11 protein-coding genes are annotated in these 12,371 nt (G+C 73.2%); 4 read left to right on the top strand and 7 right to left on the bottom strand.

Annotated features, from left to right (window positions below):
• Positions 1–12: 12 nt before the first annotated feature.
• Genes AWW66_RS00255 through AWW66_RS00265 form a run of 3 tightly spaced genes read right to left on the bottom strand, consistent with a single transcriptional unit; the run spans position 13 to position 1,519 of the window.
• The gene (locus AWW66_RS00255) at positions 13–420 is read right to left on the bottom strand and encodes an arsenate reductase ArsC (protein WP_067359236.1); all 408 of its coding nucleotides are present in this window, start codon (positions 418–420) and stop codon (positions 13–15) included.
• The gene (locus AWW66_RS00260; protein WP_211271793.1) at positions 420–1,154 is read right to left on the bottom strand and encodes an aquaporin; all 735 of its coding nucleotides are present in this window, start codon (positions 1,152–1,154) and stop codon (positions 420–422) included. The genes AWW66_RS00255 and AWW66_RS00260 overlap by 1 nt, the downstream gene beginning before the upstream one ends.
• Complete coding sequence (locus AWW66_RS00265) at positions 1,151–1,519, bottom strand: ArsR/SmtB family transcription factor (protein WP_067359237.1); 369 nt, start codon at positions 1,517–1,519, stop codon at positions 1,151–1,153. Before AWW66_RS00265 ends, AWW66_RS00260 begins: the two co-directional genes overlap by 4 nt.
• Before the next feature lie 108 nt (positions 1,520–1,627).
• On the opposite strand from AWW66_RS00265, the gene AWW66_RS00270 reads away from it, so the two are divergent.
• The 4 genes from AWW66_RS00270 (at position 1,628) to AWW66_RS00285 (ending at position 6,095) form a co-directional block, all read left to right on the top strand.
• Entirely contained in the window at positions 1,628–2,065 is a 438-nt protein-coding gene (locus AWW66_RS00270; protein ID WP_067359238.1) for an ArsI/CadI family heavy metal resistance metalloenzyme, read from the top strand.
• Between the two features lie 183 nt (positions 2,066–2,248).
• The gene (locus AWW66_RS00275) at positions 2,249–3,253 is read left to right on the top strand and encodes a zinc-dependent alcohol dehydrogenase family protein (RefSeq protein WP_245647802.1); all 1,005 of its coding nucleotides are present in this window, start codon (positions 2,249–2,251) and stop codon (positions 3,251–3,253) included.
• Between the two features lie 78 nt (positions 3,254–3,331).
• A complete protein-coding gene (locus tag AWW66_RS00280) occupies positions 3,332–4,318 on the top strand; it encodes a helix-turn-helix transcriptional regulator (protein ID WP_083978092.1) in 987 nt (328 codons plus the stop codon).
• 10 nt (positions 4,319–4,328) lie between these two features.
• Positions 4,329–6,095: a glycoside hydrolase family 15 protein gene (locus AWW66_RS00285; RefSeq protein WP_067359240.1), complete on the top strand. Its 1,767-nt coding sequence runs from the start codon at positions 4,329–4,331 to the stop codon at positions 6,093–6,095.
• Positions 6,096–6,128: 33 nt separating this feature from the next.
• On the opposite strand, the gene AWW66_RS00290 is transcribed toward AWW66_RS00285, so the two are convergent.
• Genes AWW66_RS00290 through AWW66_RS00305 form a run of 4 tightly spaced genes read right to left on the bottom strand, consistent with a single transcriptional unit; the run spans position 6,129 to position 12,308 of the window.
• Entirely contained in the window at positions 6,129–7,217 is a 1,089-nt protein-coding gene (locus AWW66_RS00290) for an enolase C-terminal domain-like protein (protein ID WP_067359314.1), read from the bottom strand.
• A complete protein-coding gene (locus tag AWW66_RS00295; protein ID WP_067359241.1) occupies positions 7,214–10,291 on the bottom strand; it encodes an FAD-binding and (Fe-S)-binding domain-containing protein in 3,078 nt (1,025 codons plus the stop codon). The genes AWW66_RS00290 and AWW66_RS00295 overlap by 4 nt, the downstream gene beginning before the upstream one ends.
• Positions 10,292–10,323: 32 nt before the next feature.
• Positions 10,324–12,090, bottom strand: a complete 1,767-nt coding sequence (locus tag AWW66_RS00300) for a thiamine pyrophosphate-dependent enzyme (RefSeq protein ID WP_067359242.1) — start codon at positions 12,088–12,090, stop codon at positions 10,324–10,326.
• Positions 12,091–12,125: 35 nt separating this feature from the next.
• Positions 12,126–12,308, bottom strand: a complete 183-nt coding sequence (locus AWW66_RS00305; RefSeq protein WP_067359243.1) for a hypothetical protein — start codon at positions 12,306–12,308, stop codon at positions 12,126–12,128.
• Positions 12,309–12,371: the final 63 nt, after the last annotated feature.

Genomic DNA, 12,371 nt, shown 5'->3' on the forward strand with positions numbered 1-12,371 from the left:
GGGCAGTGCTGCTCAGCGGGCCCGTCGCAGGCCGGCGAGCAGGTCGACGACCCGGGTCCTGATGTCGTCGCGGATCTCGCGGACGAGGTCGAGGGGTTGGCCGGCGGGGTCGGCGAGTGTCCAGTCCTCGTACCGTTTGCCGGGGAAAACGGGGCAGGCGTCGCCGCAGCCCATGGTGACGATGACGTCGCTGGCCTCGGCGGTGTCCCAGGTGAGCCGGGTCGGGGTCTGGTCGGTGATGTCGATGCCGACCTCGGCCATGGCCTCGACGGCGGCGGGGTTGATCCGGTCGGTGGGTTCGCTGCCGGCGGAACGGACCTCGACGGTGTCGCCGGCGAGGTGGCGCAGCCAGCCGGCGGCCATCTGGGAGCGGCCGGCGTTGTGCACGCAGACGAACAGGACGGTGGGCTTCTCGGTCATCAGGGTGCGCTCTCTCGAATGGGGTGGGGCACGACCACGGCGTCGGCGGTGTGCCCGGCGTGGGGGTACCAGGCAGCGAGGGCGGCGACGGCGACGAGGCCGCCGACGAGTTGGGCGGCGACGAAGCCGGGTACGGAGGTGGGGGCGATGCCGGCGAAGGTGTCGGTGAACGTGCGGCCGACGGTGACCGCGGGGTTGGCGAACGAGGTCGAGGAGGTGAACCAGTACGCCGCGCCGATGTAGGCGCCCACGGCGGCCGGCGCCGCGGTGGTGCGTCCGGTGCGGGCGAGGGCGAAGACCAGCACGACGAGTCCGGCGGTGGCGACGACCTCGGCCAGCCACAGGTTCGCGCCGGAGCGGTCGGTGCGGGACCAGGTGACCGCCGGAAGACCGAACATGACGTCGGCCAGCACCGCCCCCGCGACGGCCCCGGCGACCTGCGCGGGTACGTAGGCGGCGAGGTCCCGGACGCTCAGGCCGGTGCCGAAGCGGCGGCCGAGCCACCAGTCGACGGCGGAGACGACCGGGTTGAGGTGCGCGCCCGACACCGGCCCGAACACCAGGATCAGCGCGCCCAGTGCGAGGGCGGTGGCGACCGCGTTCTCCAGGAGTTGGAGTCCGACGTCGGTGGGGGAGAGGCGGGCGGCGGCGATCCCGGAGCCCACGACGGCGGTGACGAGCATCGCCGTACCGGCGAACTCCGCGGACGCCCGCCGGGTCAGGGCGAGGCTCACCCGGTGGCCTGGGCGGCGGAGGGGACGTCCAGCAGCGCGCCGAGCTGTCGGAAGGCCTCCGGGCGGACCCGGTACCAGACCCAGGTGCCGCGCCGCTCGGAGTCGACCAGGCCCGCGTCGCGCAGCACCTTGAGGTGGTGGGAGATGGTCGGCCCGGACAGGTCGAACGCCGGGGTCAGGTCGCAGACGCAGATCTCCGGTACGGAGGCGATCATCGACATCAGTCGTAGCCGGACCGGGTCGCCCAGGGCCTTGAACATCGGGGCGACCACGGCCGCCTGGTCGTCGTCCATCGGGCGGACCGCGATCGGGGCGCAGCAGGCCACGGCCTCCAGGTCGACCACCGGCAGGGCTTGTTTCGACATGCGCCTAGGTTGACAGATTTCGAAACAGCGGGCAACGTGGGCCCTGCTTCGAAAACCATCTAGGCAAGGATCGAAGCGGCGACCGGAAACCCTGTCAGAAGGAGAAGCATGTCCCGCGCTCAACTCGCCCTGCGCGTGTCCGACCTCGAAGGCTCCGTCGCCTTCTACACGAAGCTGTTCGGCGTCGAGCCGGCCAAGCGCCGCCCCGGCTACGCCAACTTCGCCATCCAGAACCCACCGCTGAAGCTCGTCCTCCTCGAAGGCGAGCCCGACCAGCCGACCGTGCTGGACCACCTGGGCGTCGAGGTGTCCAGCACCGACGAGGTCACCGCCGCCACGGCGCGCCTCACCGAGTCCGGCCTGATCACCCTGGAGGAGAACAGCACCGAGTGCTGCTACGCCCTCCAGGACAAGGTCTGGGTCCGTGGCCCCGGCGATGAGCCCTGGGAGGTCTACACCGTCAAGGCCGACTCCGACCACCTGGCGAAGGTCACCGACAGCGACTGCTGCACCCCCGCCTCCGGTACCACCGACAGCTGCGGCTGACCCGCACGGTCCGTGTCCGCCGACCCCGTCCTGAGGGGGACTGGCAGAACCTCCCGGCGAGCCGTCGTCGCTGCGTACCGTCGTGATCACGGGCCCTGCGAAGTCAGCGGACCCGCAGCCGCCCGTGCGAGACGGTGACGACGTGTAGCCAGGGAAGTGAGGACCAGCATGCGTGGCGTGGTGATGTACTCGGCCGGGGACGTCCGGGTCGAGGACCGCGAGGACCCGACGATCATCGACCCGACCGACGCGGTCATCCGGCTGACCGCGACGTGCATCTGCGGCTCGGACCTGTGGCCCTACCGGGGCATCGAACCCGCCGACCACCAGGTGATGGGACACGAGTACGTCGGTGTGGTGGAAGAGGTCGGGGACGAGGTGACGACGATCAAGCCGGGCGACTTCGTCGTCGGCTCCTTCGTCATCTCGGACAACACCTGCGAGATCTGCCGGGCCGGCTTCCAGTCGAAGTGCGTGCACGCGGAGTTCGTGGCCCAGATCGGCACCCAGGCGGAGAAGGCCCGCATCCCGTACGCCGACGGCACGCTCGTGGCGACCCCGGGCGAACCGGACGCGGACCTCGTGCCGGCGCTGCTGGCGGCCTCCGACGTCCTGGGGACCGGCTGGTTCGCCGCCGACGCGGCCCAGGCCGGCCCCGGCAAGACCGTCGCGGTCGTCGGGGACGGCGCCGTCGGTCTGATGGCGATCCTCGCGGCCAAGCACCTGGGCGCGGAACGGATCATCGCGATGTCGCGCCACCCGGAACGGCAGAAGCTCGCCCGCCACTACGGCGCCACCGACATCGTCACCGAGCGCGGGGACGAGGGCGTCGCCCGGATCAAGGAGCTGACCGGCGGGCTCGGCGCGCACTCCGTCGTCGAGGCGGTCGGCACCCAGGAGTCGTTCATGCAGGCCGTGGGCGCCACCCGGGGCGGCGGCCACCTGGGGTACGTCGGCGTCAACTACGACGTCACGATCCCCGGCATCCAGCTGTTCTTCGCCGGCATCCACACCCTCGGCGGGCCCGCCCCGGTACGCCGCTACCTGCCGGAGCTGATCCGGATGATCTGGGACCGCACCATCGACCCGGGCCTGGTGTTCGACCTCACCCTGCCGCTGGAGCGGGCCGCGGAGGGCTACCAGGCGATGGACGAGCGCCGCGCCACCAAGGTCCTCCTCACCCTCTGAGGCGCACCCTTCCCGATGGGGTGGGGGGTCCTGCCAGAACCCCCCACCCCACCCCGGCACCGCCCTACCGTTGAGGCCATGAGCAGCAAGGACGAGGTGCGGGAGTTCCTGATCTCCCGGCGCGCGCACGTGACGCCCGAGCAGGCGGGCCTGCCCGACTTCGGTGGGGAACGCCGGGTGCCGGGCCTGCGACGCGAGGAGGTCGCCCTGCTCGCCGGGGTCAGCCTCGACTACTACACCCGCCTCGAACGCGGCAACATCCGGGGCGCGTCCGAGAGCGTGCTGAACGCGGTCGCACGGGCGTTGCAGCTCGACGACGTCGAGCGGCAGCACCTGTTCGACCTGGCCCGCACCGCCCCGGCCGGCTCGCCGGCGCGGTCCAGGAAGACGATCACCCCGGCCCTGCGCACCTCGGTGCAACGCGTCCTGGACAACCTGGCCGTCCCCGCCATCGTGTACACCGCACACCAGGACCTCATCGCCTCGAACCTCATGGGCCGCGCCCTCTTCTCGCCCCACTTCGAGGCCGAGCAGCCGAACCTGGCCAGGTTCGTCTTCCTCGACCGACGGGCGCGGGACTACTACGTGGACTGGCCGCTGGCCCGGCGGACGACCGCCGCGATGCTCCGACTGGAGGCCGGCCGTGACCCCCTCAACAGCGACCTCACCGCCCTGATCGGGGAGCTGTCGACCCGCAGCCCGCAGTTCCGCGCCGACTGGGCCGCCCGGGACGTGCACGAGCACCGCACCGGCCGCAAGACCCTCCGCCATCCAGAGGTGGGCGAGATCGAGGTCACCTTCGACGTGTTCGAGATGCCCGGCGAAGCCGGCACCTTCGTCACCACCTTCAGCGTCGACGAGGGCTCCGCCTCCGCCGACCGGCTCGCCCTGCTGGCGAGCTGGGCGGCGACCGGACGGGCCCTCGCCGACCCGGACACCGACGACGCCGGACGGGACGACATGCCGGACACCACGCGCCCGCGCGCGGACCCGACCGACCGGGCGCCCGCCGCGCCGGACCCGACCGACCGGGTACCCGGCCGGCGGCGCGGACCCACCCGGTGACCGTGCCGCGATGTCCCGGACGGAGGCGACCCCGAGCACCGGCAGGATGCCGGCGGTCCTGCGCAACTACGCGCTGCTCGCCGACGGGCACCGTGGCGCGCTGATCGACCCCGGCGGGGACATCGCCTGGCTCTGCGCCCCCGGCTGGTCCGACCCGGCGGTCTTCAGCGCGCTGCTCGACGGGGCGGGCCGGTTCCGGGTCGCCCCGGCGGCCGACCGCTTCGTCTGGGGTGGCTACTACGAGCCAGGATCGTTGATCTGGCGCAGCCGGTGGGTCACCGGGGACGGGATCATCGAGTCCCGGGAGGCCCTGGCCTTTCCCGGCGAGGCGGACCGGCTGGTGCTGTTGCGCCAGATCCGTGCCCTGGACAGGCCGGCGCGGGTGCGGGTGGTGGTGGACCCCCGGGCCGGCTTCGGCCGGGAACCCGTGCGCGACGCCGCCCGCGACGGTGACCGGTGGCGGGCCCGTACCGGCAACCTGCACCTGCGCCTGCAGGGCGGCGCCCGGCTGCACCAGGACCAGCAGGGCTTTCTCGCGGGGGAGCTGACGATCCCCCCGGGCGGTCACCACGACCTGGTCCTGGAGATCGCGAACGACACCCTCGACCCGGCGCACGAGTCGGCCGCCGAACTGTGGCGGACCACGGAGCAGCACTGGGCCTCGGTGATCCCGTCCCTGAACGGGCCGGCCCGGCGCGACGCGACGTTGGCCTACGCCGTGCTGCGGGGCATGACCCGACCGGGCGGCGGCATGGTCGCCGCCGCCACCACCGCCCTCCCCGAGCGGGCCCTGGCCGGCCGCAACTACGACTACCGGTACGCGTGGATCCGCGACCAGTCCTTCGCCGGCCAGGCCGCCGCGCTGGTCGGCCGGTACGACCTGCTCGACGACGCCGTCGCCTTCTTCACCGCTCGGGTGCTGGCCGACGGGGACCACCTCGCCCCGGCGTACACCGTCACCGGCGATCCGGTGCCCCGGGAACAGCCGCTGCCGCTGGCCGGCTACCCGGGTGGCCGGGTCCGCACCGGCAACTGGGTACGCGGCCAACTGCAACTCGACTCCTTCGGTGAGGTGCTGATGGTGCTGGCCGCCGCGCAGCGCCACGACCGGCTCGACGCCGACGGCCAGCACGCCATGCGGGTCGCCGCCGACGCGATCGGGCGGCGCTGGTCACAGCCGGACTCCGGGATCTGGGAGCTGTCCCCCCGGCAGTGGACCCACTCGAAACTGACCTGCGTGGCCGGGCTGCGGACGGCGGCCCAGGTCGCCGCGCCGCCGTCGGCCGCCCACTGGTCGGCCCTGGCCGACCGGATCCTCGCCGACGTCTCGGCGAACGCCCTCGCCGCCACCGGCCACTGGCGGCGCGCCTACGACGACGACCGGGTCGACGCCGCGTTGCTGCTGCCCGGCATCCGGGGGGCGCTCCCACCGCACGACCCGCGTGTGGACCGCACCCGCCGGGCGGTCATCGCCGAACTGGAGCAGGACGGTTACCTGTACCGGTTCCGGCCCGACCGGCGGCCCCTCGGCGACGCCGAGGGCGCGTTCCTGCTCTGCGGCTTCGCCGCCGCCCTGGCCGCCTGGCAGGCCGGGGACGTGGCCGGCGCGAACCGCTGGTTCGAACGCAACCGGGCGGCGTGCGGCCCGCCGGGCCTCTACACCGAGGAGTACGACGTGCAGCAGCGACAGCTGCGCGGCAACCTGCCGCAGGGGTTCGTGCACGCGTTGATGCTGGAGACGGCGGTGACGATCGGCCAGGTCGACCCCTGCCGGTGACCGCACCCGACCGGGCGGGCCGGTGCCGGCGCTTCAGGCCACCCGGTACCGCTGCGCCTGTTCGGCGCGGAACTCCAGGCCGGTGCCGGGCCGCTCCAGCGGCACCGGGACGCTGCCACCCGTGGCCGACGCCGCGCCGTCGAAGAACATCGCCTCGATGCGCACGTGGTCGTGGAACCACTCCAGGTGCCGCAGGTTGGCCACGGCGGCGGCGACCGGCAGGTGCTGGTGCGGCGCGCAGTGCCCGGACACCTGGATCCCGGCGGCGTCGGCCACTGCGGCGACCCGCAGGAACTCGCTGATCCCGCCGCAGCGGGTGACGTCGATCTGCAGGCAGTCCACGTACGGGGCCATCCGGTGGAAGTAGGCCAGGTCGAACCCGTACTCGCCGGCCGTCACGTCGGGGGTGACCCGGTCGCGGACCAGGCCGAGGCCGGGCAGGTCGTCGGAGCTGACCGGCTCCTCGTACCAGCGCACGTCCAGGTCGACCACGGCGTGCGCCACCCGGACGGCCTGCTTGCGCTGGTACGCGCCGTTGGCGTCGACGAACAGCTCCGCGCCGTCGCCGATGGTGCGGCGCGCGGCCGTCATCCGGGCCAGGTCCCGCTCCACCCGGGTACCGCACGACTCGCCGATCTTGATTTTCACCCGGGGAATGCCCTGCTCGTGCACCCAGCCGGCGAGCTGCCGGTGCTGCCGGTCGGCGTCGTAGGTGGTGAAGCCGCCGCTGCCGTAGACGGGCACCGCCCGGCGGGCGGTGCCGAGCAGCCGGGCCAGCGGCAGGCCGTGCCGGCGGGCCTTGAGGTCCCACAGGGCGCAGTCGGCCGCCGACAGGGCGAGCCCGGCGACACCGGGTCGGCCGGCGTTGCGCAGCCGCCGCTGCATGCTCGTCCAGGCCGCCGGCACCTCGTCCGGATCGAGGTCGACGACCGTCGGGGCGAGCAGGTCCGCCACCACGGCGACGACGGCCACCGGCCCGTACGTCCAACCGAAGCCGGTGTGCCCGTCCGCCTGCGCCCGGACCAGCACCAGGGTGGTGCTGCTCCAGGCGAGGGTGCCGTCGCCCTCCGGCGCGTCGGTGGGGACCCGGTACGCCTCGGCGGTCAGCCGGATCCCGGTCACCGCGCCCACCGGCGCGCCAGCGCCGCCGCCGAGGCCAGCCCGGTGGCCGCCACCAGACCGACCGCCAGCCACCGGGACAGCGCCCCGGGAGGCCGTGGCCGGGCGGCCCAGAGACGCTCGGGCCGGACCGGCACGGTGTCGTCGTGCAGGCCGCCGCGCAACAGCTCGGCCAGGTGGATCGCCGCCCGGCCGGCGGCGGCGCTCTGCTCGACCTGGGTACGGCAGCTGAAACCGTCGGCGAGGATCACGTCCGTCTCGGTGGCGTCGCGGACGGCGGGCAGCAGCACCCGCTCCGCGCACGCCTCGGAGACCTCGTGGTGCCCCTGCTCGAACCCGAAGTTGCCGGCCAGCCCGCAGCAGCCGGAGTCGAGGAACTCGGCGTCCACCCCGGCGGCGGCCAGCACGGCCTGGTCGGCGGCGGTGCCGAGGATCGCGTGGTGGTGGCAGTGGGTCTGGATCAGGGCGTGCGCGTCGAGGTGGGGTGGCTGCCAGCCGGGGCTGTGGTCGTGCAGCAGTTCGGCGAGGGTGACGGTCTGCTCCCGCAGCCGGGTGACGTCGTCGTCGGCCGGGAACAGCTCGTGGGCGTCGCTGCGGAACACCGCCGTGCAGCTCGGCTCCAACCCCACCACCCGGGTACCGGCCCGCAGGTGCGGTCGCAGGACCTCGACCGTACGCCGCAGCACCCGCTTGGCGACACCGAGCTGCCCGGTGGAGATCCAGGTCAGGCCGCAGCACACCGGGGCGTCCGGGACGCGTACCCGCCACCCGGCCGCCTCCAGGACCTCGACCGCTGCCTGGGCCACCCCCGGGTGGAAACGGTTGGTGAAGGTGTCCGGCCACAGCAGCACCTCGCCCCGGGAGCCGTCGCCGCCCGGGGCGCGGCGGGCGAACCACCGCTGGAACGACTCCGGCGCGAAGAGCGGGATGTCGCGCCGCTGGTCGATGCCACCGATGGTCTTGGCCAGCCGGCGGAGCCCGGGCGCGTGGGTCAGCGCGTTGACCGTGCGGGGCAGGCGCCCGGCGGCGGTGGCGATCAGCGGCAGCCAGCCCATCGAGTAGTGCGTGCGGGGGCGCAGCCGGCCCGCGTAGTGGTGGGACAGGAACTCGGCCTTGTAGGTGGCCATGTCCACGTTGACCGGGCAGTCGGCCTTGCAGCCCTTGCAGGCCAGGCAGAGGTCCAGGGCGTCGCGGACCGCGTCGGAGCGCCAGCCGTCACCGATCACGCCGTCGCGGGCGGTGCCGTCGAGCATCTCGAACAGCAGCCGGGCCCGGCCCCGGGTCGAGTGCTCCTCCTCCCGGGTCACCATGTAGGAGGGGCACATCACCCCACCCGAGTGGCGACGGCACTTGCCGACCCCCACGCAGCGCAGCACGGCGGCGGCGAAGTCGCCCCCGTCGTCGGGGAAGGCGAAGACCGTGCCCCCGGCGTCGTGGTCGTAGTCCACGCCCAGCCGCAGGTGGCTGTCCAGCGGATACGGGGGCATCACCTTGCCCGGGTTCATCCGGTCGTCCGGGTCGAAGATCGCCTTGAACTGGCCGAACGCCCTGGTCAGCCGCTCGCCGTACATCTTGGGCAACAGCTCGCCACGGGCCTGCCCGTCGCCGTGCTCCCCGGAGAACGACCCGCCGTAGGACACGACCAGGTCGGCGGCGTGTTCCAGGAAGTCGCGGAAGTCCCCGATCCCCTCGGCGGTCCGCAGCCGGAACGGGATCCGGGAGTGCACACAACCCTGCCCGAAGTGCCCGTACACCGACGCGTGCTGGAGGCCGTGCGCACGGTAGAGCGCCGCCAGGTCGCGCAGGTAGTCACCGAGCCGCTCCGGGGCGACCGCCGAGTCCTCCCACCCCGGCCAGGTGTAGTCCGAGTCGGGCAGCCGGGTGGTCGCGCCCAGCGCCGCGTCGCGGATCTCCCACATCCGCCGCTCGGCGACCGGGTCGGCGAACTCGTGCACCCGGGGTCCACCGTCGCGGCGCACCGCGGCGATCAGCCGGTCGGCGGCCGTCCGGGCCTGCTCGGGGGTGTCGCCGCCGAGCTGCACCATCAGCCAGGCCCCGCCCTCGGGCAGCTCGTGCAGGGCGTGCGGGTGCAGGCTCTTGTGCTTTTCCAGGTCGACCAGCTTGTCGTCGATCCCCTCCAGCGCGATCGGCTGGTGCGCCAGGATCCTCGGCACGTCGTCGCCGGCCGCGGCGATGTCCGGGTAGCTGAGGAACACCATGGCGGCGGCCTTGACCTGCGGGATCAGCCGCAGCCGGGCACGCAGGACGGTGACCAGCGTGCCCTCCGACCCGACCAGGGCCTGGGCGAGGTGGAAGTTCTTCTCCGGCAGCAGACTGTCCAGGTTGTAACCGGAGACCCGCCGGGGGATGTCCGGGTACCGGGTACGGATGTCGGCCAGGTACTCGTCGCGCAGCGCCCGCAGTTGCCGGTACACCTGCGCCGGGCGGCCACCGGCGTGCTGGATCCGGGCGTACTCCTCGTCGCTGGTCTCGCCCACCCACATGCGGGTGCCGTCGTAGAGCAGCACCTCCAGGGCGACGACGTTGTCCACCACCTTGCCGGCGCGTTGGGCCGTGGCGCCGCAGGAGTTGTTGCCGATCATGCCGCCGAGGGTGCAGTGGTTGTGGGTGGCCGGCCGGGGCCCGAACTCCAGCCCGGTCGGTCTCAACCGGCCGTTCAGCTCGTCGAGGACGATGCCGGGTTCGACGAGGCAGGTACGGGCCTGCTCGTCGACCTCCAGCAGCCGGTGGCAGTACTTCGACCAGTCCAGGACCACGGCGGTGTTGGTGCACTCGCCGGCCAGGCTGGTACCGCCGCCCCGGGAGGTCAGCGGCGCGCCGTGCCGACGGCAGACGGCCACGGCGGCCACCGCCGCGTCCACCGTCCGGGGCACCACCACCCCGATCGGCACCTGGCGGTAGTTGGAGGCGTCGGTGGAGTACGCGGCGCGGGAGCCGGCGTCGAACCGGACCTCCCCGTCGACCTCGGCGCGCAGGTCGGCGGTGAGCGCGGCCACGTCGACGTCGCGGGCCGGATCAGGGGGGCGTAACACCGGGTCGGGCAGCACCTCGGTCATGACCGTGGCCCGTCTGCCGGGCGACCCCCTGGTCACGACCGCAGCTCGTTGATCTTGTCGCGGGCGACGGTGGCGAGGGTGGCGACCTTGTGCGGCTGGCCCCGCAGGAACGCCTCGGTGAAGTGCTTCGCCTGGTCGTACTTGATCCTGCCGGGCATCGGCGGTTCGTTCGGGTTGACGTCGCAGTCCACCAGCGCCGGCCCGGGGTACGCCAGCGCCTCCCGGATGGCCCCCGGCAGGGCCTTCGCGTCGGTCACCTTGACCCCGAAGGCACCGCAGCCGCGCGCCCAGGTGGAGAAGTCCGCCTCCGGCTCGCGATGCCGCACCGCGTACTCCGGGTAGCCGAGGATGATCTGCTCCCAGAGGATCTGACCGTACGAGTTGTTGTTGTTCACGACCACCTTGATCGGCAACCCGTGCCGGACCGCGGTGAGGAACTCGGCCATCAGCATCGCGAACCCGCCGTCCCCGACGTACGCGATCACCTGCCGGCCCGGATGGGCGTGCTGCATCGCGATGGCGTACGGCAGGCCGGGCGCCATCGTCGCCAGGTTGCCCGACAGGTAGTACTCACGGTCACCACGGATCGTCCAGTGCCGCGCCGACCAGGTCGCGATCGTCCCGGAGTCGCAGGTGAGGATCGCGTCGTCGGCGGCGGCGGAGTCGATGCAGCCCATCAGGTACTGCGGCGCGATCGGCGAGCGCTGCGGGTCCACCAGGGCGGCCATCTCCGAACGCCAGGTGTCCATCTTGCGCTGGTACGTCGTCAGGAAGGAACGGTCCGGGGTGTGGGTGAGCAGCGGCAGCAGGTGCCGCAGCGCCAGCCGGGCGTCCGCGCAGACCGGCGCGTCCACCGGCAGCCGCATCCCGATCAGGCTCGGGTCGACGTCGACCTGCACCACCGTCGCCTGCCCCGGCGCGGGCAGGTACTTCCCGTACGGGAAGGAGGTACCCACCATCAGCAGCGTGTCGCACTCCTCCATCAGCTCCTCGCTCGGCGCGGTGCCGAGCAGGCCGATGCCGCCGGTGGTGAGCGGATGGTCGTCGGGCACCACCATCTTGCCCGGCAGGGTCTTCACGATCGGGCTGCCGAGCGCCTCGGCCACCGCGAGCACCTCCTCGCGGGCCCCCCGGGCACCCACCCCGACCAGCATGGCCACCTTCCGGCCGGCCTTGAGCACCTCGGCCGCCCTCGCCAGTTCCTGCGGGTCCGGGGGCAGGTGCGGGTACGACAGCAGCGCCGCGCTCATCGGCGGCTTGCCCGGACTGACGTGCCGGTACGGGTCCTCACTGGCGAGCGCCACCTGCACGTCGTTGGGGAAGCTCAGGTGAGCCACCGTCCGCTTGCTCAGCGCGTCACGGATCGCCAGGTCCACCACCGCCGGCATCTGCTGCGGGTTGGTCACCATCAGGTTGTACGAGGCCACGTCCTGGTAGAGGTGGGTGGTGTGCACCTCCTGCTGGTAGTGCGCGCCCAGCACCGAGGTCTCCTGCATGCCGGTGATCGCCAGCACCGGCACGTGGTCGAGCTTGGCGTCGTACAGCCCGTTGAGCAGGTGGATCGCCCCGGGACCCGAGGTGGCCGCGCACACCCCGAGCCGCCCGGTGGCCTTGGCGTACCCGGTGGCCATGAAGGCCGCCGCCTCCTCGTGGTGCACCAGCACGAAGCGCAGCTTCTCCCGTTGCCGGCGGAAGCCCTCCATCAGGCCGTTGATGCCGTCACCGGGCAGGCCGAACACGGTGTCGACCCCCCAGGCCACCAGCCGTCGGGCCAGGCTCTCGCCCACGATCTCCTGCACGTCGTCCTCCTCGTCCCGCCGCCGACGGCCCCGCCTCAGGCGCGCAGCCGGGACCGGGCCAGCAGGTAGCCGAGGGCCAGGCCAGCGGCCAGGGCCAGCAGGGCGCGGGGCCCGACCGTGGCCCGTACCTTGCCGAGAGCCGCCTTCGGATCCACCACACCGCCCGCCACGTCGCCGGCCGTGCCCACCACCACGTCACCGAACCTGCCACGCTCCACCGGTCCACCGCCCTTTCAGCCGCCGCCGGCTACCCGGCATCACGGCGACCAAACGTCCCCGCC

The organism is Micromonospora rosaria (genome assembly GCF_001567585.1).
Lineage (GTDB): Bacteria > Actinomycetota > Actinomycetes > Mycobacteriales > Micromonosporaceae > Micromonospora > Micromonospora rosaria.

Excerpts from the sequence above, each read along its gene's own strand:
- AWW66_RS00270 (WP_067359238.1), top strand. The coding sequence starts at position 1,628 with ATGTCCCGCGCTCAACTCGCCCTGCGCGTGTCCGACCTCGAAGGCTCC.
- AWW66_RS00295 (WP_067359241.1), bottom strand. The coding sequence starts at position 10,291 with ATGACCGAGGTGCTGCCCGACCCGGTGTTACGCCCCCCTGATCCGGCC.
- AWW66_RS00275 (WP_245647802.1), top strand. The coding sequence starts at position 2,249 with ATGTACTCGGCCGGGGACGTCCGGGTCGAGGACCGCGAGGACCCGACG.
- AWW66_RS00265 (WP_067359237.1), bottom strand. The coding sequence starts at position 1,519 with ATGTCGAAACAAGCCCTGCCGGTGGTCGACCTGGAGGCCGTGGCCTGC.
- AWW66_RS00280 (WP_083978092.1), top strand. The coding sequence starts at position 3,332 with ATGAGCAGCAAGGACGAGGTGCGGGAGTTCCTGATCTCCCGGCGCGCG.
- AWW66_RS00255 (WP_067359236.1), bottom strand. The coding sequence starts at position 420 with ATGACCGAGAAGCCCACCGTCCTGTTCGTCTGCGTGCACAACGCCGGC.
- AWW66_RS00285 (WP_067359240.1), top strand. The coding sequence starts at position 4,329 with ATGTCCCGGACGGAGGCGACCCCGAGCACCGGCAGGATGCCGGCGGTC.